The 20,903-nt window shown below is 48.0% G+C and carries 21 protein-coding genes; 10 read left to right on the forward strand and 11 right to left on the reverse strand.

What is annotated here, in order from left to right:
* From dnaX to D515_RS01765, 3 genes are all read right to left on the reverse strand, one after another.
* Window positions 1–1,269, reverse strand: a 1,269-nt coding sequence (gene dnaX / locus D515_RS01755; protein ID WP_152442337.1) for a DNA polymerase III subunit gamma/tau, incomplete at its 3' end; no start/stop codon positions are given.
* 105 nt (window positions 1,270–1,374) lie between these two features.
* Complete coding sequence (apt, locus tag D515_RS01760) at window positions 1,375–1,920, reverse strand: adenine phosphoribosyltransferase (RefSeq protein ID WP_002535513.1); 546 nt, start codon at window positions 1,918–1,920, stop codon at window positions 1,375–1,377.
* 102 nt (window positions 1,921–2,022) lie between these two features.
* Window positions 2,023–2,421, reverse strand: a complete 399-nt coding sequence (locus tag D515_RS01765) for a YbaN family protein (protein WP_039849478.1) — start codon at window positions 2,419–2,421, stop codon at window positions 2,023–2,025.
* A gap of 335 nt (window positions 2,422–2,756) precedes the next feature.
* Between D515_RS01765 and D515_RS01775 the strand changes: the two genes are divergently transcribed.
* Entirely contained in the window at window positions 2,757–3,104 is a 348-nt protein-coding gene (locus D515_RS01775; RefSeq protein ID WP_039849479.1) for an RNA polymerase-binding protein DksA, read from the forward strand.
* A gap of 21 nt (window positions 3,105–3,125) precedes the next feature.
* Here D515_RS01775 and D515_RS01780 read toward each other — a convergent pair whose 3' ends face one another.
* Complete coding sequence (locus D515_RS01780; protein ID WP_039849480.1) at window positions 3,126–3,761, reverse strand: YccT family protein; 636 nt, start codon at window positions 3,759–3,761, stop codon at window positions 3,126–3,128.
* Between the two features lie 78 nt (window positions 3,762–3,839).
* A complete protein-coding gene (locus tag D515_RS01785) occupies window positions 3,840–4,880 on the reverse strand; it encodes a porin (protein WP_039849481.1) in 1,041 nt (346 codons plus the stop codon).
* Between the two features lie 517 nt (window positions 4,881–5,397).
* Here D515_RS01785 and dinG point away from each other — a divergent pair.
* The 6 genes from dinG (at window position 5,398) to D515_RS01815 (ending at window position 11,748) form a co-directional block, all read left to right on the forward strand.
* Window positions 5,398–7,473: an ATP-dependent DNA helicase DinG gene (gene dinG / locus D515_RS01790; protein WP_002535521.1), complete on the forward strand. Its 2,076-nt coding sequence runs from the start codon at window positions 5,398–5,400 to the stop codon at window positions 7,471–7,473.
* A gap of 11 nt (window positions 7,474–7,484) precedes the next feature.
* Window positions 7,485–8,258, forward strand: coding sequence for a sulfite exporter TauE/SafE family protein (locus D515_RS01795; RefSeq protein ID WP_002535522.1), 774 nt, complete (start codon window positions 7,485–7,487; stop codon window positions 8,256–8,258).
* 21 nt (window positions 8,259–8,279) lie between these two features.
* Window positions 8,280–8,828, forward strand: a complete 549-nt coding sequence (gene priC / locus D515_RS01800) for a primosomal replication protein PriC (protein WP_002535524.1) — start codon at window positions 8,280–8,282, stop codon at window positions 8,826–8,828.
* A gap of 7 nt (window positions 8,829–8,835) precedes the next feature.
* Entirely contained in the window at window positions 8,836–9,756 is a 921-nt protein-coding gene (locus D515_RS01805) for a histone deacetylase family protein (protein WP_002535525.1), read from the forward strand.
* Complete coding sequence (gene rsmS, locus D515_RS01810) at window positions 9,753–9,914, forward strand: pleiotropic regulatory protein RsmS (RefSeq protein ID WP_002535526.1); 162 nt, start codon at window positions 9,753–9,755, stop codon at window positions 9,912–9,914. The genes D515_RS01805 and rsmS overlap by 4 nt, the downstream gene beginning before the upstream one ends.
* 415 nt (window positions 9,915–10,329) lie before the next feature.
* Complete coding sequence (locus D515_RS01815) at window positions 10,330–11,748, forward strand: alanine/glycine:cation symporter family protein (RefSeq protein WP_002535528.1); 1,419 nt, start codon at window positions 10,330–10,332, stop codon at window positions 11,746–11,748.
* A gap of 76 nt (window positions 11,749–11,824) precedes the next feature.
* On the opposite strand, the gene D515_RS01820 is transcribed toward D515_RS01815, so the two are convergent.
* The 3 genes from D515_RS01820 to D515_RS01830 form a co-directional block, all read right to left on the reverse strand.
* Window positions 11,825–12,067 (reverse strand): TIGR02647 family protein, encoded by a 243-nt coding sequence (locus D515_RS01820; protein ID WP_002535529.1) that lies wholly within the window; start codon window positions 12,065–12,067, stop codon window positions 11,825–11,827.
* Between the two features lie 130 nt (window positions 12,068–12,197).
* Window positions 12,198–13,385 (reverse strand): MFS transporter, encoded by a 1,188-nt coding sequence (locus D515_RS01825; protein ID WP_338035026.1) that lies wholly within the window; start codon window positions 13,383–13,385, stop codon window positions 12,198–12,200.
* A 159-nt stretch (window positions 13,386–13,544) separates the two neighbouring features.
* Window positions 13,545–14,438 (reverse strand): Tim44 domain-containing protein, encoded by an 894-nt coding sequence (locus tag D515_RS01830; RefSeq protein ID WP_002535532.1) that lies wholly within the window; start codon window positions 14,436–14,438, stop codon window positions 13,545–13,547.
* 279 nt (window positions 14,439–14,717) lie between these two features.
* On the opposite strand from D515_RS01830, the gene D515_RS01835 reads away from it, so the two are divergent.
* The 3 genes from D515_RS01835 to D515_RS01845 all read left to right on the forward strand — a co-directional run bounded on the left by D515_RS01835 (window position 14,718) and on the right by D515_RS01845 (window position 17,717).
* Window positions 14,718–15,113 carry an NINE protein gene (locus D515_RS01835; protein WP_039849496.1) on the forward strand — a complete coding sequence of 132 codons (396 nt, stop codon included), beginning with the start codon at window positions 14,718–14,720 and terminating at the stop codon, window positions 15,111–15,113.
* A 121-nt stretch (window positions 15,114–15,234) separates the two neighbouring features.
* Complete coding sequence (locus D515_RS01840) at window positions 15,235–15,834, forward strand: TetR/AcrR family transcriptional regulator (RefSeq protein ID WP_002535534.1); 600 nt, start codon at window positions 15,235–15,237, stop codon at window positions 15,832–15,834.
* Window positions 15,835–15,851: 17 nt separating this feature from the next.
* The gene (locus D515_RS01845) at window positions 15,852–17,717 is read left to right on the forward strand and encodes an MFS transporter (protein ID WP_002535535.1); all 1,866 of its coding nucleotides are present in this window, start codon (window positions 15,852–15,854) and stop codon (window positions 17,715–17,717) included.
* Here D515_RS01845 and menE read toward each other — a convergent pair.
* From menE to menB, 3 genes are read right to left on the reverse strand one after another with little or no spacing between them, the layout of a single operon-like run.
* Window positions 17,708–19,057, reverse strand: coding sequence for an o-succinylbenzoate--CoA ligase (gene menE / locus D515_RS01850; RefSeq protein WP_002535537.1), 1,350 nt, complete (start codon window positions 19,055–19,057; stop codon window positions 17,708–17,710). The two genes, D515_RS01845 and menE, sit on opposite strands and share 10 nt — an antisense overlap.
* On the reverse strand, window positions 19,039–20,019 hold the full coding sequence (menC, locus tag D515_RS01855; protein ID WP_002535538.1) for an o-succinylbenzoate synthase: 981 nt from the start codon (window positions 20,017–20,019) through the stop codon (window positions 19,039–19,041). Before menC ends, menE begins: the two co-directional genes overlap by 19 nt.
* A 12-nt stretch (window positions 20,020–20,031) precedes the next feature.
* Window positions 20,032–20,898 carry a 1,4-dihydroxy-2-naphthoyl-CoA synthase gene (gene menB / locus D515_RS01860; protein ID WP_002535540.1) on the reverse strand — a complete coding sequence of 289 codons (867 nt, stop codon included), beginning with the start codon at window positions 20,896–20,898 and terminating at the stop codon, window positions 20,032–20,034.
* Between the last annotated feature and the right edge of the window lie 5 nt (window positions 20,899–20,903).

The raw sequence follows: 20,903 nt of genomic DNA on the forward strand, positions 1-20,903 counted from the left end.
AGGAGCAGGAGCAGGAGCAGGAGCAGGAGCAGGAGCAGGAGCAGCCTTACTCACTGTACGACTAGCTTCAACCTGTGCTTTTAACGTTTCAAGCCTGGAGTTGGACTGAGGTGCAGACACCGCTGGTGCTTTCCCTACTTCATTCGTAGGGACGCTAACCACAGAAGGCTGATATTGCTGAGACGTGACTGGCCTAAATGCCAGCATTCGCAGCAACACCATCTCAAGACCTGCACGCCCATCCGGTGCATAAGGCAAATCCTGACGTCCCTGCAACGCAATCTGGTAGTAAAGTTGTACATCTTGCGGAGAGATGGATTGACCCAGCATCAAAATACGTTCTGCATCCGGAGATGAAGCATAAACAGACTCAGGTAAGGCTTGCGCCATGGCCACGCGATGCAATTGCCCCGCTATTTCTTTTAATAGTCCATCCCACTCAACACCCACTTCGGCTAAGTGCGTCAAGCACTGCATCACATGGTTTGCATGGCCTTCTGCCAACGCTTCCAGCAGTAAGATCGCCTGATCGGTGCTCAAAGTGCCCAGCATTTCTGTTACTTGGCCTTCGAGAACACTGCCATTACCTAAAGCAATCGCTTGATCAGTCAGCGATAGCGCATCACGCATACTGCCTTCAGCCGCACGTGCGATAAAGGACAGTGCTCTAGGCTCTGCTGAAACCGTTTCTTGCTCGAGAACGTGTGACAATTGATCTTTTATCTGCGTGGCGTCCAAATGCTTCAAATGGAATTGCAGACAACGCGACAGAATGGTGACTGGCAGCTTTTGTGGATCAGTGGTCGCTAGCAGAAATTTTACGTACTCAGGCGGCTCTTCGAGTGTTTTGAGTAACGCGTTAAAGCTGTGGCGCGAGAGCATGTGCACTTCATCTATCAGATAGACTTTGTAGCGACCACGAGCGGGTTTGTACTGAACGTTGTCTAGAAGGTCACGCGTGTCTTCTACTTTGGTGCGAGATGCCGCATCAATCTCCAACAGGTCAACAAACCTGCCCTGATCGATTTCCTGACAGGTTGAGCACACACCACAAGGCGTTGAAGTCACACCTTGCTCACAATTCAAGCCTTTGGCAAAGATGCGGGCAATAGTGGTCTTACCCACACCGCGTGTGCCGCTGAACAGATAGGCGTGATGCAAACGATTGTGATCGAGCGCATTCGCTAAAGCGGTCAATACATGGGATTGGCCAACCACATCTTGGAACTGGTGTGGTCGCCATTTTCTGGCTAGTACCTGATAACTCATGCGTTATAAATTCTTCCAATAGTCTGCTGCCATGCTAGCACAGACGTAAAAAGAGCGCGATCTTGACGATCACGCTCTTCTCGCTCCAACGGTTTGAACGCTCGATTAATGACCGTCAAATTGGCAGATGCTGTAAACGTCAATGCCATTCTCTTGAAGACGTTTTTCTCCGCCAATTTCTGGCAGATTGATGATAAATGCAGCATGGGCGACATTACCACCCAAACGGCGGATTAGTTTAGTGGTTGCTTCAATCGTACCGCCAGTCGCAAGCAGGTCATCAACCATCAGTACTTTGTCGCCTTCAACGATAGCATCCGTGTGAATTTCGAGCTTGTCTGTGCCGTATTCCAGTTCATAGCTTTCGCTGATCACTTCACGTGGCAGCTTTCCTGGTTTACGAACAGGAACAAAACCGACGCCTAATTCCAGTGCCAATGGTGCTCCGAACAGAAAGCCACGAGACTCAGTACCCACAATTTTTGTGAAGCCCTGATCTTTGTATTTTTCCACAAGCAAACCAATGGTCGCTCGATAGGCTTCTGCGTTTTCCATCAGACTAGTGATGTCGCGGAACATAATGCCTGGTTTTGGATAGTCAGGAATGGTTTTAATGCTGTCTTTGATAAATGCGATTTTGTCTTGGCTCATAATGACTCACCACGGTATGTGGCTTCCGGTAATGCTGGAAGTAAATGACCCCATTTACGCCCGCTTTCAATAGCCAGCCGATGGGGAGACGAAGCGCTCATGTTATGTATTTTCTGAGGCTCCGGCAACAGGTTCGATTTCACGCAAACGGTTAAACCAAAATAAAAGTGCGACACACATGGTCACTAGCATGACCTTGTGCCAAAGCTCGGGAACAATCGCGATAGAGAGTGAGAAGCTGAGCACGATAAAGACAGTTGCCCGTCGCTTAATTTTCTTATCAATAGCCCGGTGCTCATTCCAGTTATTGATGGCCGGACCAAAGGTTGGATGGTTATGGAGCCAGTGAGCGATACGGGGAGAGCCACGCATGAAACATGCGCTCGCAAGAAGCATAAAGGGGGTTGTTGGTAATAATGGAAGGAAGATGCCAATCACACCTAACAGTACACAGACCCATCCGATACTCAGAAGCAGTATGCGTTTAATCGATTCTTGCACTCTTCCTCCCAAACAAGGTTTTATCTGCTTAGCATGCCAATCCAGGTCAAGGTGGCTGGCAGCGTAGGAATGAGCAGTACAGCAATCATTCCCAAGAAATAAGCAAAGTTAAACGGGTCTTTAAAGTTAGTGTCCATCTCGTACATCCTTTTTGTTCTGACTTTTGTTGAGCAGGTTGCAAATATAACCGTTTAGCGTACGGCTAAATACCGACAAACTGCAGGGTCAATATACGCATTGCTCAAACCTAACTCGTTTTGTCTTGATATATATCAGAACAAATAAGGCTGGTATCACTACACTGATCCGGTTACAACGCGCACCGAGAGATCACAATGATTGATACAGAAACTGTAGCACAGCTACAACAAAAGCTCGCGAATGAGAAGGAAGCGGTACGCAGCAGATTGGAAGATGCACTGATCACATTGACGGGGTTAGACGTGTCCAATGTCCCAACAGCGCATCTGATTAAGTTATGTAGAAGGGAAAAAAGCACAAAATTACATGACGATGGCTTACGACTAGAGAAAATCGATGCCGCACTTTGTGCTATTCATACTGGCCTATTTGGGCTGTGTGCAGATTGTGAAGAAGAGGTTGAAGTCGAGGATATTCTTTCTGACCCTGCTGAATCACGCTGTCGAGCTTGCAGAGAACACAGTCGATATCATCACACATAAAAAACGCCTTTCGGCGTTTTTTTACTCTTGGTCAATCACCCACTTACGGAAGGCTTTACGCTCTTCTTTTGACGCTTTTGTGTACCAGAGCTTGAGCTGTGCTAGCGCGTCGCCTGTCAGTTCTACTTTGCCAGTTTCAGAAACAGCGACGACAACCTCTTCATTAAGATCTTTAATTTCCTGACCTTCAAAGTAGATACCGTTTTTCTTGTTATACGCTGTTACTGCTTTAGGAAGATCCGCATAAGGGAGAAAGCCTGGGTTGCCGGGAAGCTCATCGAACTGGAAAGAGACCTTTTTATCCGCACTATCTTTAATGAACCACTCTACAGTTCCTTTCTTAAATGCTTTCTCAGCCTGGATATGTTTCCGGAAACGCTCAATAGATATAGAGAGATCTTGTCCCATATTGGTAAATTGAAACACATAAGGTTTAGATTCAAAGAACTTAGTGTTTGAACCATCGTTTAGAATGGATTTGTAACGGACAACCAATTGATTGCTTCCATCAACTAAATTGAGCCTATCACCACTACTAGCATCCACTTCCTTTCCGTTTAAAACATACGCTTGTAGATCTGTACCAATTTCAATTTCAGTCGCCGCAACGACAGAAGTACAAACTAATAAGGCACTATATACGGCTAACAGTCTCATTAACTTCCCTTATCCTGATAAAAAAAGAGCTGCCACATAAGGGCAGCTCCGGCAATATTTTCAAAGTTAGAAGTTATATTAGAATTTAACTTCCATACCTACTAAGAAACCAGTCGCATCGCCGAAATCCTTAGTATTGGTGTTTCCGCTTGCGTCCTTTTTCTCAGCCCAGCCCAGTTCTACATAGGTTTTAACATTGCTGTGCATCTTATAAGTAGCATTTGCGTAGACGTTGCTACCTTCAGAGTTATCGTCGTTCTCGCCGAAATTATAACCCAAGTAGTATTGGAAATCGCCAACGCCATAACCAGCAAGCAGCTCTACATAATGACCAGAATGCGCTTTGTTCTGAGCGCCGCCAATTTTCTCTTCAAAGTCAGTGTAAGAAGCGCCTACAGTGAACGCATCAAAATTGTATACTGCGCTAACTTGGAATGCGTCTGACTTGACTTTGCTACCTTTAGTACCGTTAGTAGTATCAGTCTTCTCAGCAGCCAAGAAATATGCTGACAGATCAACACCAGCGAAAGACGCACCTACGCCTGCATCAGTGTGTGATGCTTCAGTGACTTTTACGTCACGCACCAGAGTGCCGCTTACGTCTTTGAAAGTTTCTTCTTCAGCACCGCTTTGCTTGAGGTTGTGTGAAACACCAAACCAAAACGCATCGCCATCATAGCGATACTTGATTACGTCGTTACCGCTAGCTGGAAGGCTACCGTTTACACCCTCGAGACCAAGCTCGATATCTTCGTTGATATTTGTATCATCCCAAAAAGTGTACATACGACCAGCAGTCAACTGACCGAAATCGCCTTTAAAGCCAGCCCACAGTTCGGTGTTCTTTACAGAACCGCCTTCGTTTTCGAAGTCAAAGTAGCCAAGTGCTGTGAGGCTTTCGCTAACTGCTACATCGATGCCAAAGTTCAGCTCGCCATCGTCAAGACGTACATCCAAATCGACGTCTTGCTGATTAAACTCATATTCTTGAATGATCTGTACTTCAGCAGCACCGCCGATAGTTACAGTTACACCGTCTTGATCGTAAACGGTTGCTGCATTTACTGCACCAGCAGCCAGCAGAGCTGGTACTGCCATCGCTAGGATAGTCTTTTTCATGTTAATCCACTGCCTTTTCTTTATTAGATTGGAATTCCTGTTCCAGGATCCCTTTTATGTTTGTACATGTCACAACGTCACTAAAACACCACAACAAGTACGCTTAAACTTCGAAACTTAGAGTGCAGAGAAATCTAAAATCTGTCAAATCAACCAAAATCAATATCAAAAAACAAAAATACTCTTTAAATACATAAGGATAGAAGCACCCCTTCGATAGGGGTCACGGAAACGAAACCACATTGTCAAAATTCTGTAAAGTTGTTTGCAAAGCTTTATCAGAGTATTAGTCTGATAAAAACAATAATGCACCCGTAAATCAGGATTATATTCTACATGTAAGCAATTTGTGCAGTGAATGGCATTCCCTTTGGATTTCATAGTGATAGCTAATATTAGTTCAATTGATATTCGTGATCTAAATCGCATAAATTGGAATAAATGATCGAATACTTGAACTCTTTCACATTCTCCGAGCGTGATATACTGCGGCCCTACCACTCAGATTGTGACAAACATGCTTAGCCCATCAACCAAAAAAGACATCCGCTCCAGCTACGAGAATTTGAGAGCCCAACTACAGAATTTTATTCCAAGGAAAGCCCAAAACTACCTCGTTGCTGAAATTGCAAAAACACTCGCGGGGGAATACAACCCTAAAAGACGAATTTTGGTAGCGGAAGCGGGAACGGGTATCGGTAAGTCAATGGCTTACCTGATGGGCTCCATTTGTTTCGCCCTCAACAACAATAAAAAGGTGGTGGTTTCCACTGCCACAGTCGCTCTGCAAGAACAGTTAATAGAAAAAGACCTGCCTCTGTTTCGCCGAGTGGTTTCCCGGGAGTTCAGCTTTGTGCTGGCAAAAGGTCGTCAGCGCTATTGTTGTGGGGAGAAGCTCGCAGCCGCTGCCAGCGCTGAAGGACATGGGCAGCAAGCCTTGTTTACAGAGAAACCTAAAAAGGCAGATATCGACATGGTTAACACCATGTATAGCGCTTACTCCCGCGGAAAATGGAATGGTGACAGGGATGCTTGGCCTAAGAGTATTCCTGATCACCTGTGGCAAACCATTGTTTCAGATAAGCACACATGCCATTCAGGATTAGCCGCTCACCGCAACTGCCCTTTTGCAAAAGCCCGCGAACATCTGGATAAAGCGGATGTCGTTGTTGCTAATCACAGTTTATTGATGGCGGATTTAGAACTTGGCGGGGGGGTTATCCTGCCTGAGCCAGAGCATGCCCTTTATATGGTCGACGAAGCGCACCACTTGCCCACGGTAGCGCGAGATTTCTCCGCTGCATCTGCAAGCTTAGTTGGCGCTGCTTCCTGGCTGGAAAAACTCAATCAAAGCGCATCCAAGATTGCCAATGGCGGCGACATCAAACGCAGTGGGCGTTTTTTAGATGCGTTGCAGTCAGGAATCCAAGTGCTTATTCCCGGGCTTCGAGGCATCCGCGACATGCTGATTGATTTCCCTCTTAATAATGATGGCGTCTATCGTTTTACTGATGGTGAGTTGCCAGAAACCTTGCATTTAGAATCTAAAGAAATGCAAAAAGCAGCAAAAAAAGCTAATCAGTCGCTCGCAAAACTCCACGACCTTATCTCAGAGCGCGTAAAAGACGGTGAACTGGCCTCAAGGCTTGCCGACCCACTTCTTGCTGAATCCGCCTTTTTCTTACAGCGCTTAGAGAATCTCGAAAAAGTGTGGACGCTGATGGCGCAACCTAATTCAGATAAAGGTGCGCCACTGGCTAGGTGGATTCAAAAATGTCCCGAGCGCGAATCTGACTTTATTGTTCATGTATCACCGTTAGAAATCGGTTGGCGGCTGGACCAACTGCTTTGGTCTCGCGCTGCAGGAGTGTGCCTTCTTTCAGCCACATTACGTGCCCTAAACTCATTCACATACTTTTGTCGCCAGGTGGGATTGGACGAAAACGATGGCACACGTTTTCTTGCTTTGCCGTCACCGTTTGATTATCAGGAAAACGCGCGTCTGGTCGTCCCAGCTATGCCTTGCGAACCGCAAGACGAAAAGTTCACCAGCCACCTTCCCGATATCTTGATGGAATACCTCGAAGGTGAAACTGCCAGCTTGGTACTTTTTTCCTCTTACTGGCAGATGAATCAGGTCGCTGAAAAGATGCGCGCCGATATCAAAAAACTTGGCTGGCACCTTCATGTGCAGGGAGAAGCATCACGCACCTCTATATTGGATGCGCACCGCAAGTGTTGTGAAAAAGGCCAGATCAGCATCCTTTTCGGAACGGGCAGCTTTTCTGAAGGTCTCGATTTGCCCGGAGAACAGCTGACCAACCTTATCATCACCAAAATTCCGTTTGCGGTACCCACCTCTCCGGTGGAAGAAGCTCATGCTGAGTATCTAGAGCGAAAAGGCGGTAATGCATTCCTCCAGATCTCCGTGCCGGAAGCCAGTAAAAAGCTTGTTCAATCAGCAGGTAGACTGCTGCGCAAAGAACAGGACTCTGGTAGAGTCGTTTTGCTAGACAGACGAGTTGTTACAAGGCGTTATGGAAAAGCCTTGTTGGATTCATTGCCTCCCTTTAAGCGTGTTATCGAACACTAAGAAAAATAAAAATGCTCGAACTTCTGGATCCAAATACCCTCATTATTTTGGGAATGGTCGCACTTGCGGCAGGTTTTATCGATGCTGTTGCTGGTGGTGGTGGCATGTTAATGGTTCCTGCGTTGCTTTCCATTGGCTTACCGCCGCATATCGCATTAGGTACCAATAAGCTGTCAGCAACGTTTGCCTCCTCGACGGCTGCGTTTACCTATTACCGGAAAAAGCTGTTTTCGCCTTCATTTTGGATTCATGCCTTTGTCGCCACTTTCATTGGCGCAATTTTGGGTACCTTGGTCGTGGACTATATTTCCACCGAGTGGCTGGAAAAAGCCCTGCCGCTAGTGGTGCTGGCAACCGCCGCCTACACCATCTGGCATCGCCAACCAAAAGCAGAGAATCACAATCTGCCGAAGGATGAGCCTCACCTAAAAGAAAAGCAGTGGGCTCAAGGGCTCACCTTAGGATTCTATGACGGGGTTGCAGGGCCGGGAACCGGCGCATTCTGGACCGTGTCTTCGATGTCGATGTATAAAATGAATATTCTGCTTTCGTCAGGTTTGGCCAAAGCGATGAATTTCGTCAGCAACATTACATCACTCGTTACCTTTATCATTTTGGGTCATGTGAACTGGGCGCTTGGGCTGACTATGGGTGTCTGCCTGATGGTAGGTGCTTACATCGGCGCACATTCTGCTATTAAGTTTGGCGCTAAGTTTATTCGCCCTGTGTTTGTTACTGTGGTTGTGGTGCTATCCGTTAAACTGGCCATCGACGCTTGGCTTTAAGCCCAATAGGTATTAAGAGCTATGGATTTATCATCCCTCAGAACCGAGCTTCAAACGCTGGCAAACCGCGCAGCGGAGATTGACCGAAAGCGCGGTGAGAGTGCAAAGCCGTTGTTCGATGAACGCCTGTTCTCTTGCCTAGCAAGGCTGCTTACGCCTTGTGTGTCTGAAGCAAAAAGTGTCGTTGATACCATTGAACGCGAGCAGGCAAGCGGGCGCCTTTCAGCAATGCGTGCCGAGCATCTATGCGAAAAACTGGTGAATCAAATCGGTGCGCTTCAGCGTGAAATGGCAACTCTGGCTATTCGACAGCAAGAAAAAGCCATGGCTCCGAAAACCGGCGCTTCCATCAGCCAGCTCTATCAGGATCTCGCACAGCACCAAGGGTGGGAAAGAAGGCTGGAGGATATGGTTCGCGATGCGGAGGCCAAGATGGGGCAATACGCCAGCTTTGCGGAACAGCAGCAAGCCCAGAAGCAGCTACTGGCGCTGGAAAAGCGTTTATCACGCTGTCGTGAAGCCAGACAAAAAATCGAATCCCGTATCTCTTTCCGTGAGCGCAAAGGCTAAAGCTCTGATGTTGCCGATTATTTATCATCCGATCTATTCTGACTTTCCATTGCCTGAAGGTCACAGGTATCCGCTACAAAAGTACCGGCTGCTCAAAGAACACATTGATGAAATGGGCTGGCCCGTAACAACGTTTCAGCCAACACGTCTTGATCATCAACATCTAAAGCGTTTCCATGACAATGACTATGTCGATGCTTTGGTGAGCGGCTCCTTACCTCTGGTAAAAATGCGACGTATTGGCTTTCCCTGGAGTGAAGCACTGATACAACGCAGCCTCACATCACTGGGAGGAACCACTCTCACCGTCGATAAAGCGATTGAACATGGTGTCGCTGTTCACCTTACCGGTGGATACCATCACTCGCATAAAGACTTTGGCAGTGGTTTTTGCCTATTCAATGATTTGATTCTCGCAGCCGACCACGCGCTTTCCTATCCGAATATAGACAAGGTACTTATCGTCGATTGCGATGTTCATCATGGCGATGGCACAGCGACACTCGCTCAAAAGAGGGAAGATATCATTACCCTTTCGGTGCACTGTGACAAAAACTTCCCATCACGAAAGCCAGACTCAGATATTGATATCCCGATGCCTATAGGAGTCGAATCAGACACTTACCTCTCCGAGTTTGTGCCAGTCCTAACCCTTGCTATCGCCCAGCACCAACCGGATATGGTCATCTATGACGCAGGTGTTGATATTCACGTCGACGACGAGCTTGGTTATATGAATGTTTGTCAGCGCGGTATCGCCGATAGAGATAAAGCCGTCATGGAAACTTGTCATCAAAATGGTATTCCTGTCGCCGCGGTTATCGGCGGCGGATATCGCACCGAACAGAGCGCTTTGGTTCCGCTTCATGCCGAATTGATAAAAGCAGCATTCAAAATCTATTTCCCAAATAGGAGTAAAGAATCATGAGTCAATCAGGACTGGATAGTGCCCCTGATGAAATCAAACTTGCTGTTGATTTAATCTACCTTTTGGAAAGCAATGAGGTCGACCCTGAAACCGCGTTAAAAGCGCTGGAGATCGTCAGATCTGACCTTGAACGAAAAGTGTCGAAAGCAAACGATTAACTCTCCGTAACGTCTTCTAACTCCCTCGATTGAGCGACCAGATCCCCCCTTTAAAAATGTTAACTTTGATAGTAAATAATGTTGTAAAAACATCCTTTTATTAAACTATTTGCCTAACATTTAATCTTTTAGTGAAATTTACAGATGCCAGAAGATCAAATTTGGAGTATTATCCCGCCGCTTTATTTGCTTATCTTGACGTCAAGTGAGCAAAAAACGGCCACAGATCATGCTCAAATGGATTTGTAAGTAGCGCAATCGACGCGCAAATCTGCTGGCTGGAATCTCTGCACGGAAGCGTCGCCAGGACAAGTTATTTGTCCGGGGCAGAGAGCTGAAAAGGAAGTTTCAGATCCCTTGTCTCCTCCTTCTCACTCAACTGCCATTTTAAATTTGACGACAGTAGAGTTTGTATATGACGGAACTAAAAGAACTATTCGTTTCCTTTGTCGACGCCGGGAATGGCTTGTTGTGGGGAAGCGTGCTTATTTACCTTTTGATCGGCGCTGGTCTTTACTTCACTTTCCGCACCGGTTTCCTCCAATTCCGCTCTTTCGGGCACATGTTTGAGCTCATCAAAGGTAGCCGTGAAGGCGCCGACGGTGGTATCTCATCATTCCAGGCATTCAGCACCAGTCTCGCAGCCCGCGTAGGCACAGGTAACATGGCAGGTGTTGCTGTGGCGATTTACCTTGGCGGTCCTGGCGCAGTGTTCTGGATGTGGATTACTGCACTGGTCGGTATGTCTACCAGCTTTGTAGAATCGACACTGGCACAGGCATACAAAATCAATCACAAAGACAACACCTTCCGCGGTGGTCCGGCTTACTACATTGAAAAGGGTCTGGGTCAACGCTGGTTAGGTATCGCCTTTGCTATCTGTTTGATCATCGCGTTTGGTCTGGCATTCAACGGCGTACAGTCAAATTCTATCGCTGCGGCGATGAACACCGCTTTCGGCACTGATAACACTTGGGTAGGTGTAATTCTGGCGCTGGCAACGGCACCTATCATCTTTGGTGGTATGCGTTCTGTCGCCAAAGTGGCCGAGCTGATTGTTCCGTTTATGGCGATTGGTTACCTCGTTGTGGCCTTCTACGTTATCGGTATCAACATCACGCTGCTTCCAGACGTTTTCGGCACCATCATCGGCAGTGCGCTTGGCTTTGAGCAAGCAGCAGGCGGTGCGATTGGTGCAGCCATGATGCAAGGTATCAAACGTGGTCTGTTCTCAAACGAAGCAGGTATGGGTTCTGCGCCTAACGCAGCAGCAACAGCAACCACCCGCCCTAACCACCCAGTGGCACAAGGCTATGTACAAATGCTGGGTGTGTTTATCGACACCATCGTTATCTGTACCGCAACCGCATCTATCATCCTGCTATCAGGCATGCTGGACACTGACAGCGGTGTCACCGGCATTGCGCTGACTCAAGCGGCTCTGGTCGAAGAAGTGGGCGCATGGGGTGCAGGCTTTATTGCTATCGCCATTCTGCTGTTTGCATTCACCTCATTGATTGCCAACTACTCATACGGTGAATCAAACATCGAGTACATCTTCAAAAGCAAAAAGGCCATCAATGTCTACCGTGTTGCTGTTCTGGCAATGGTAGTGATCGGCGCTGTTGTTGACTTACCGACGGTTTGGGCATTTGCAGACCTTTCTATGGGTATGATGGCCCTCATCAACCTTGTGGCAATTCTTGCGCTGTCTGGCATCGTGTTTGCGCTGCTTAAAGACTATGAAACCCAGCGTAAAGAAGGCAAAAAGCCGACGTTCGATCGCACCAAGTTCCCGAAGCTGGACAAGCAGATCGACAAAGACGTTTGGTAAAAAACACCTAAAACACACAACATCAAAAAGGGAGCCGATGGGCTCCCTTTCCTTTTCTTTTTAGGTACATTCCGGTTTATTCAGGGTGTGACCTTAATATGCGCAGCGCTTCTTTTGCATGCTCAACCGCATCTCGACCAATCGAAGTTAAGTAACCACCGTCTTTTGCTGTGATCAGCTTTTTGTCATAAAGGCGTTCTGTTGCAGCCACAAGATCAGGGTCCGCATCACTGTGGACCTTGATACCCATGAGATCAGAAGAACGAGAAAACTTCACCAGGACGTTCATTTCGTCAACCAGTTCAGACGTAAATGGCATAGCGCCTCCAACATTTATCCGTGTTTCGTTACCCTTGAATATAGTTGGTCGTGCCACATAGAATTTGTGCCGAGATCAAGAACTGATCGATAAGCACAATCAAGCAGCTACAAATAGACAGAAGTTTGAATCACGCCACATCCTGAGCACGTTTTCGACCTAAGAAACTGACTTCATTACCGGATTCTGGTGCCAAAGGCACCATTCTAGACAAAGTCAGCGACCCCAAAGCAAGGCCAGTGCCGACTAAGAAGACTGTTGTTGGTGAGTACAACCACACCACACCCAAAGCAGCAGGAATCACTACTGCCGCAATGTGATTGATGGTAAAGCTCACACCCGCCGTAGATGCAATGTCTTCCGGATCGGCAATCTTCTGGAAGTAGGTTTTAATCGCGATCGCCATGGCGAAGAAAAGATGGTCCACCACGTATAACACACCCGCCATCGTTGCACTTTCCACAAAGGCATAGCCGGTAAACACACATGCCAGCCCAACATACTCCACGGTCAGGGCGCGTCGCTCACCCACTCTGCCAATCCAAGCACCAATTTTGGCCGCAAACAGCATGTTGAAGAGGTAGTTAATGATAAACAGCAGACTGACATCACCCACGGAATACCCAAACTTCTCAACCATCATGAAGCCGGCAAAAACAATGAAGATCTGACGACGGGCACCACTGAGGAAAGTCAGGCCGTAATAAAGCCAATATCTTTTGCGAAGGATCAGCTTTCGAGTCTGAACGTGTGGGCTTTCAAAGGAAGGAAATATTGCCCACAGCGCAAGTACCGCCACCAAACTGACAAAGCCAAACAGCATATACACGATGTTATAGCTGACCTCCATCCACTCCATTAACAGCCAAACGGCAGCGTAAGCGATAAGGCTTGCTGCGCCCTTCCAGGCAAGAACCTGTCCCATAAAGTGTGCGCTTTTATCTTTATCTATCCACTGTAAAGTCAGAGACTGATTAACGGTTTCAAAATAGTGAAAGCCAATCGACATCACAATCGTGGTTAAATACAGCCCCCATACCGTTGGAAACCAACCTGTCACCGCAACACCGAGACACATCACAGCCAGAAACAGCAAGGCAAAGCGCTGCTCTTTGATAAACAACAAGAGATAAATCGCTGTAAACGCCAGGAAGCCAGGGACTTCACGCAAACTCTGCAACATGCCGATTTCTTTACCGGTAAACGCGGCTTTTTCTACCACAAAGTTGTTGAGTAATACGTTCCAGACAGAAAACGCCATGGCCATGATAAAAGCCATCGCGATAAGAAGATGGGCGGGAGTTCTAAAGCGTTCCACGTTGTTGTTTCTCGATATTTATTTGAAGTTGTTTCCGCCAATGTAACTGCGAATCAACAAATAAGCTAACGGGAATCGTTGAAGTCATTGTTCAAAAATCATGAACAAAAAAAGAGCAGCCACTTGGGCTGCTCTTTTCAGGGGGAATAATTCTAGTGATTAAGCTTGAATACCAACAATCAACCAAGGTGCATTTGGTTGTGTCATATCACGCTCAAGGTGCCAGATATCAGTAATGTCTTCTTCAACACCTTCCTGACGGTCAGTGTAGCGGCCGCTGAACTGCAGACTCAGTTGAGCAAGTTTGCCGTCGTAATCAGCACGGACGATTTCCGCATCGACATACATGACTTCTGTGTGCTGCTCGCCTTCCAGCTTACGACGCTCTTCAGCCAGGTCGTTATATAGCTCAGGCGTCACGTATTCCTGAATAGTTTCAAGCTGGTTGTGGTTCCATGCACCTTGCAGAATACGGTAATGCTCACGCGCACCGTTTACAAAACCAGCCATATCGAAGTTCGGCGGGAAGTTAAACGGTACATCGTTATTTACTGCACCAAAACCTCCTGTCGAAGATGTCGCCGCTGACTCACGGAACTGAGGCTGTTGTTGCTCGTGGTAGTAACCTTTGTTTTGCGGCTCTTGGCCACCGGCGTAAGCCTGTTGATGCGGTCGGTTCATCGAACCGTTCTTCGCCGCCATCAGGCTCTTGAAGATCTTAAACAGCACGAATGCGATCAGTGCGATGATCAGGAAATCCATGATTTGGAAGCCTTCAAATGCACCACCCATCATGGCTGCGATCAGACCACCAGCTAGCAGTCCGCCCAGCAAACCACCCATCAAGCCTTTCTTAGAAGACGACTTCGCTGCAGCCGCAGGATCGTTTTGCTTATTGATTGAGTTGGTGTTGGTCGGTTGTGATTTTGGTGCTGGCGCCGTCTTAAAGCTTTTGCCGAAAGACTTACCGCCACCAAACTTCTTCGCCTCAGCGTGTGGTGCAGATACCACCATCACGAACATCAGCGCGAATAGAGTAAAAAAGCGTTTCATTGCAAACCTTTTGTTTCAATGTCAAATAACGCAACAAGCGTAAGGTACTTTCATGCTATGTCAGCGGCACGGAAAGTCAAACCCTGTTACGGCCGAATATGTTACCAATCGTTTAAATTTTGCTTAAACAGCAATACATAACTGCGAGCAAGATTTCTCCTTTTGGCGACTTTTTAATAAAAATGCGGTAAACCGTTGAGGAGATAGAGCTCTTAATGGAACGACTGCCTTACAATGCAGTCCATATTCACAGAGAGAAAACAATTAAAGGTTGATGCGATGAACGATACACACAGTAAAACCGTCGGGTACATTTTATGGATCTTCGGTTTTCTCGGTGCACACCGTTTTTATTATGGTAAGCCTGTGACAGGAACCATCTGGCTGTTCACATTCGGACTTTTGGGGATTGGTTGGTTGATTGACCTGTTTCTGATCCCATCCATGGATCGCGAAGCAGACCTCCGCTTTAACAGCGGACAAGTCGATTACTCTGTCGCTTGGATATTGCTGACCTTCCTAGGCATCTTCGGTATTCACCGTATGTATATGGGTAAATGGGTGACTGGCATCATCTATCTCTTTACTGGCGGATTCTTCATTGTTGGTGTTATTTATGATTTTTGGACACTGAACGATCAGGTTTCGATTAAAAACGCCGAACGTTTCAGCTAAGCTTTTGCTTTCAAAGCCTCTCAGTTGTTGGCATTTAGCTAAACTGAGAGGCTCGTAACTTGCCCTTTCCCGACCCCACTCCTAAAATATCGAACATTGTTCACTATTTGCAGCAGAAGTAATGGCACGCAGGAACGACCACAGCCGCGAAGAGCTGGTAGAAATGACGCTTAACTGCGTTGAAAAGTATTTAGACACCCAGCCTTACCATGCCCTGAGCTTGCGAAAAATCGCTGCTGAAATCGGGTATGTCCCAAGTACCTTGGTCAATGTCTTTGGCAGTTATAACATTCTGCTACTACATGTTGTCGCTCGGACACTGGACGATCTGCGTCATCAGGCCCAACAAAAGCTGACCGACACATCAAACTGCCGTGAAGCCCTGTTTACACTCGCGCATCTTTACCTCGAGTTCGCATCGAAAAACCCTTACCGTTGGCAACTGGTGTTTGAGCACAGCATGAAAGGCGACAAGCTTCCTGATTGGCAAAGTGACCGAATCCAGAGTATGACGGGCATGCTGGAACGCCTGCTTAAGCAACTTTCTCCCACCAAAAACGATGAGGAAGTGGTAGAGGCAAGCCGCGTACTCTGGGCAGGAGTTCATGGCATCACGCTGCTCGCAGTTGACGACAAGTTCTTCACCTCAGTGCCAGTCAATGGCGCAGAGCTTATCGATAACCTGCTGACAGGCTACCTTAAGAGCTGGATTGACGCTTAGGAGCCGGGAAGGAAAGGATGACAAGCCAAACCGGGCTCCTGAAACAGCGACGTTTTCTGCCTTATTTTATCACCCAAGCACTCGGCGCGTTTAACGACAACGTCTACAAGAATGTCCTGTTGATCCTCGTTGCCTTTGCTGGTCCCGGCGTCATCGGGATAAGTACCGACCTTTTCATCAACCTCGCTGCTGGCCTGTTTATTCTCCCCTTTTTTCTGTTCTCAGCTTTCGCCGGTGAGCTCGCGGATAAATTCGAGAAATCCCAATTTATCCGCGGCGTGAAGTTACTGGAAATCGGCATTATGAGTCTCGCTGCCATTGCTTTTATCTACGAAAGCTACATGGCGCTTTTAGTTCTTCTTTTCTTGATGGGTACGCAATCTGCTTTCTTTGGCCCTGTGAAATACGCATTACTGCCTCAAACCCTAAAACCTCAGGAACTGGTTTCGGGCAATGCTTTGGTTGAAACCGGTACATTCCTAGCGATTTTACTTGGCACCATGGTGGCCGGGGTTATCGCGAATATGGATGGAGCGCGAGATATTGCTGCTATCTCTGTGGTGATGTTTGCTGTGCTCGGTTATTTGAGCGCCCGTTCTATTCCTGAGGTAGCTGCCGGAAACCCTTCTCTCAAAATCCGTTTTTCTCCTATCCGACAGATGAAGACCACGCTGGCGATTGCCCGAAAAGATAAAGTCGTGCTGCAGTCAATTCTCGGGATCAGTTGGTTTTGGTTTCTCGGTGCCAGTTATCTCACGCAATTCCCCAATTACGCCAAGCTTCATCTTGGTGGCAATGAAGCGACCGTTTCGTTTCTACTGACGCTTTTCTCCGTCGGTATTGCCATTGGCTCTTTGCTTTGTGACAAGCTTTCCGGCCATCGTATTGAGCCTGGCATTGTGCCAATTGGTGCACTGGGATTGACTATTTTCGGCATTCACCTGATGTTCTCGACACCTGCAATGCCTTCAACTGCTGCAAACTTTGTAGAATTTATTGCCGACCCGTCACTGTGGTGGGTGTTTGTCGATTTACTCTTGATTGGCATATTCGGAGGAATTTTCATTGTTCCTCTGTATTCCATGATGCAGGCACGTTCAGAAGATAGTGAGCGCTCACAGGTCATTGCCGCCAATAACATTTATAACGCTCTCTTCATGGTGACCAGCGCCATTCTCGCCATGATTCTTCTTGGTGCCATGGGCATCAGCATCCCTGAATTTTTCCTTATACTCGCCCTGCTGAATCTTGTTGTCACCCTCTATGTCGGCAAGCAGGTTCCACTCTTCGCGTTGCGCTTTGTTATTTGGTTCTTGAGCCACAGCTTCTATCGCGTGACCCACAAGAATCTCCAAAACATTCCAAAAGAAGGCGGCGCATTGCTGGTATGTAACCATGTCAGCTATGTCGATGCCTTGATTCTGGCAGGTGCTTGTCCGCGCCCCATTCGTTTTGTGATGGACGAAGATTACTACCACCTACCCGTGCTGAATTATTTCTTCCGAGCCAGTCGCGTCATTCCTATCAAGCTCACCAGCGGCTCCATCCGCTGTGCACTCAAGGAAGTAAAAAAGCAACTGAATGACGGCGAGATTGTCTGTATTTTCCCTGAAGGCCAGCTCACTTCTGATGGTGACATGCAGCCTTTCAAACGTGGCATAGACCTAATTCTGAAGCAGTCACCGGTTCCCGTAATACCTATGGCATTGAAAGGTTTATGGGGAAGTTATTTCAGCCGTGAAGGTGGCCGTGCCCTGCTCAAATTACCCAAGCGGTTTTGGTCAAAAGTGGAAGTCGAGGCAGGAAGTCCGGTTCAGCCAGAAGATGCAAGATGCGACCGATTATTTAGTGATGTGAAAACGTTAAGAGGCGATTATCGTTGAACCAGCTTTTCGTTAGCCAGCCAATCAGCTAACGCGCGGCGGGAGATTTTTATCCCGCCATCCAGCAAATGCTTCGGAATCGAGTATGCGGCTTTAGGCACCTGGTGGGACGGCAGCAACGACTTGGCGTAAGCCAGAAAGTCACCTTGATTGACATTGCCCATCACCAACGCAACAGGAACCTGTCCCCACTTGGCATCCACTACGGGCAAAATAAACAATTGCTCAATCCCTTCAAAGCCTGAAAGCACCCTTTCAATACTTTCCGGCTGCACATTTTCCCCGCCACAGATAAACATGTTATCTAAGCGGCCAAGAATCTGAAGTTCGCCCTCTACCCATTCACCTTTATCTTTAGTCGCAAACCATCCGTCCGACAAAGGCTCCAACTTTCCGCCAATGAGGTAACCCGATGAAAGCGTGTCTCCTTTCACCATGATTTCCCCAAGGCTGGAAAGCATAAGTTCCCGATGCGGAAGCGGACGACCTACTGAGAAGCATCCATCCACCCGTTTTGCCGTGATGGTCGATGCCATTTCTGTCATCCCATAACCGCACCAACAACCAATACCTTTTGCTTCAGCTTCATCCACCAGCGCTTGCGGAATCACTGCACCGCCTAAAAGTACGGATGTTAACGAAGAAGGAAACTCCACCTTTAGCAATCGCTGCAATTGCGTTGGTACCAAGGAAGCGTGTGTTACACCTTCTAGAGCCGAGTGTAATGCGTCACCTTTCGTCTCTGCAATCTTCAGAGTCGCCCCGCATTGTAACCACCGCCAGACAATGGCAAGACCGGAAACATGAAATAACGGCAAGGAAAGAAGCCAGCAATCACTTTCACCAAAAGGCATCAGTGAAAACAATCCGCTGGCGCTAGCTAAATGAGCGTTAGCATTGTGAGTGGCCGCTTTGGGTGTCCCCGTCGAGCCGGAAGTCAGCACGAGGGTCAGGATGTCATTGGTATCAAATGGCACCACATCAGACTGCTGCCATTTACTAGAAGAAAATGCGGTATGCGGGTCGATAACCATCTCAATCCCCGCGTTCTCGAGCACTTCTTTTTGGAGTGCTGGAGAGAAAGCCGGATTGATCAGCAGCGTTTTCAAGCCTTGTTGCCAGGCAGCAAGGATAACTAAAAGGGTTTGGTAATCATTTTGAGAGGAGATGGCTACATAGCGATTATGCGGTTTGGGCAGCAACGGCATACTGCCTATATCTGAAACAAGGCGCTGCCAACTAATAGCCTCGCCTTCCAGATATAAAGCAGTATGCTGGGGTTTTACCTCACCCCAGTAAAGCCAAGGCCAAGTATCAAAACTTATGGGTGCGCCTGCCATACCACTTCACAGTCAGTCAGCGTTTTCAGTGGTAACTCACAGCCAGGCCACGCTTGCTCTAGCTGCTCACCAAACAATGAGACCGTATCAAGCCCCGGTAAGGTTTCCGGCGTTAGCCAGTGGGCGATGCGCGCCAATGTATTGAGGCCAAAACTGGATTCAATACTGGAGCTGATCACCACTTCCATCCCCATGGTATGGGCATGCTCAACCAGTGATTTCACTGTTTGAAGTGAGCCCACCAAAGTGGGTTTAATCACGATCGCAGACAATCCGGTTTTGTATTCTAGCGAAAAGCCTTCATCGCGCAGGGTTTCATCCCATGCAATGGCAATTCCGGTTTCTTCACTGAATGCGAGGCTTTGCTCGGGCGTCTGACAAGGCTCTTCTAAAAAGGCGATGCGGGAACGGAAAGCGGGATTCACATAATTGGCAAACTGCGCTGCTTTTGCCGGCGTCCACTGGCGGTTGGCATCCAGTCGAAGGCGCAAATCTGGAAGGATTTCCAGAAACATGTTCACCACCATGCCGTCGCGAATAGGCTCGTAGAGGCCCACTTTAATTTTCGCGACTTTCTCGCCCGGCAATTCAGCGAGCTTTTCAACCAGCTCATCTGGATCGCCGCTACACAACGGCGCAGCGAGGAAATTACCTTCAGCCGGGATTTCACCATCAAGTTCCGCAAGTGCAACGGACAAACCAAAAGCGACGGATGGATAGAGCGTGTCCCAATCTATTTCGTCGCCTTCCAGCCACTGCGCTAAACAAAGCTCAATCTGAGTTTGTGCTTGCTCGATGGTTTCAGCACTGAACTCTGGCAAAGGTGCAATTTCGCCTCTGCCAGATTTCTCACCATCTTTAAGTTCGACAATCAAGCCATCTCGCTGTGCCAGACGGGTGTGACGCAAAATCACACCACTGTCCATCGGCAACGAATAACGGTAAAGCGTTGCGTGCTTCATCTTCCCACCCTGCTATGGGTTACGTGGGAATTTGTCGAAGTCTGGGCGACGTTTTTCATTGAAAGCGTTGCGGCCTTCCTGACCTTCTTCGGTCATGTAGAACAACATGGTGGCGTTACCCGCCAGCTCTTGCAGACCCGCCTGACCATCACAGTCAGCATTCAGAGCCGCTTTCAGGCAGCGCAGCGCCATTGGGCTATGCTGTAGCACTTCACGACACCAACGTGCAGTTTCACGCTCAAGCTCCGCGTAAGGCACTACGTGGTTAACCAGACCCATATCCACCGCTTCTTGCGCATCGTAGAAGCGGCAAAGGAACCAGATCTCTCGGGCTTTTTTCTGACCCACGATACGTGCCATGTAAGACGCGCCCCAACCGCCGTCGAAAGAACCAACTTTCGGGCCAGTCTGACCAAATTGCGCGTTGTCTGCTGCGATCGTCAAGTCACACATCATGTGAAGCACATGACCACCACCCACAGCGTAGCCCGCTACAGAGGCAATCACAGGCTTAGGACAGGTACGGATTTGGCGTTGGAAGTCCAGCACGTTCAAGTGGTGTGTACCTTCGTCATCACGGTAGCCGCCGTAGTCGCCACGGATCTTCTGGTCACCACCGGAACAGAACGCATGCTCACCCTGGCCACGCAGCACAATCACACCCACTTTTTCGTCGTAGCGTGCATCGGCCAGCGCTTTGATCATCTCTTTCACTGTTTGAGGGCGGAATGCATTGCGGACTTCAGGACGGTTGATAGTGATTCGCGCGATACCGTCTTCCGATTTTTCAAAAAGGATATCTTCATAGCCTTCAGAGCAATCATTCCACACCACTGGTGCATACAGTTCCTGTTCGGTTAAACCTGTTGTTCTAGCCATAGCAT

Source organism: Grimontia indica, assembly GCF_000333895.2.
Taxonomy (GTDB): Bacteria; Pseudomonadota; Gammaproteobacteria; order Enterobacterales; family Vibrionaceae; genus Enterovibrio; species Enterovibrio indicus.

What these genes read in the sequence shown, in the direction of transcription:
- apt (WP_002535513.1), bottom strand. Translation starts at nt 1,920, where the DNA reads ATGAGCCAAGACAAAATCGCATTTATCAAAGACAGCATTAAAACCATT.
- D515_RS01775 (WP_039849479.1), top strand. Translation starts at nt 2,757, where the DNA reads ATGATTGATACAGAAACTGTAGCACAGCTACAACAAAAGCTCGCGAAT.
- D515_RS01780 (WP_039849480.1), bottom strand. Translation starts at nt 3,761, where the DNA reads ATGAGACTGTTAGCCGTATATAGTGCCTTATTAGTTTGTACTTCTGTC.
- D515_RS01785 (WP_039849481.1), bottom strand. Translation starts at nt 4,880, where the DNA reads ATGAAAAAGACTATCCTAGCGATGGCAGTACCAGCTCTGCTGGCTGCT.
- dinG (WP_002535521.1), top strand. Translation starts at nt 5,398, where the DNA reads ATGCTTAGCCCATCAACCAAAAAAGACATCCGCTCCAGCTACGAGAAT.
- D515_RS01795 (WP_002535522.1), top strand. Translation starts at nt 7,485, where the DNA reads ATGCTCGAACTTCTGGATCCAAATACCCTCATTATTTTGGGAATGGTC.
- priC (WP_002535524.1), top strand. Translation starts at nt 8,280, where the DNA reads ATGGATTTATCATCCCTCAGAACCGAGCTTCAAACGCTGGCAAACCGC.
- D515_RS01805 (WP_002535525.1), top strand. Translation starts at nt 8,836, where the DNA reads ATGTTGCCGATTATTTATCATCCGATCTATTCTGACTTTCCATTGCCT.
- rsmS (WP_002535526.1), top strand. Translation starts at nt 9,753, where the DNA reads ATGAGTCAATCAGGACTGGATAGTGCCCCTGATGAAATCAAACTTGCT.
- D515_RS01815 (WP_002535528.1), top strand. Translation starts at nt 10,330, where the DNA reads ATGACGGAACTAAAAGAACTATTCGTTTCCTTTGTCGACGCCGGGAAT.
- D515_RS01820 (WP_002535529.1), bottom strand. Translation starts at nt 12,067, where the DNA reads ATGCCATTTACGTCTGAACTGGTTGACGAAATGAACGTCCTGGTGAAG.
- D515_RS01830 (WP_002535532.1), bottom strand. Translation starts at nt 14,438, where the DNA reads ATGAAACGCTTTTTTACTCTATTCGCGCTGATGTTCGTGATGGTGGTA.
- D515_RS01835 (WP_039849496.1), top strand. Translation starts at nt 14,718, where the DNA reads ATGAACGATACACACAGTAAAACCGTCGGGTACATTTTATGGATCTTC.
- D515_RS01840 (WP_002535534.1), top strand. Translation starts at nt 15,235, where the DNA reads ATGGCACGCAGGAACGACCACAGCCGCGAAGAGCTGGTAGAAATGACG.
- D515_RS01845 (WP_002535535.1), top strand. Translation starts at nt 15,852, where the DNA reads ATGACAAGCCAAACCGGGCTCCTGAAACAGCGACGTTTTCTGCCTTAT.
- menE (WP_002535537.1), bottom strand. Translation starts at nt 19,057, where the DNA reads ATGGCAGGCGCACCCATAAGTTTTGATACTTGGCCTTGGCTTTACTGG.
- menC (WP_002535538.1), bottom strand. Translation starts at nt 20,019, where the DNA reads ATGAAGCACGCAACGCTTTACCGTTATTCGTTGCCGATGGACAGTGGT.
- menB (WP_002535540.1), bottom strand. Translation starts at nt 20,898, where the DNA reads ATGGCTAGAACAACAGGTTTAACCGAACAGGAACTGTATGCACCAGTG.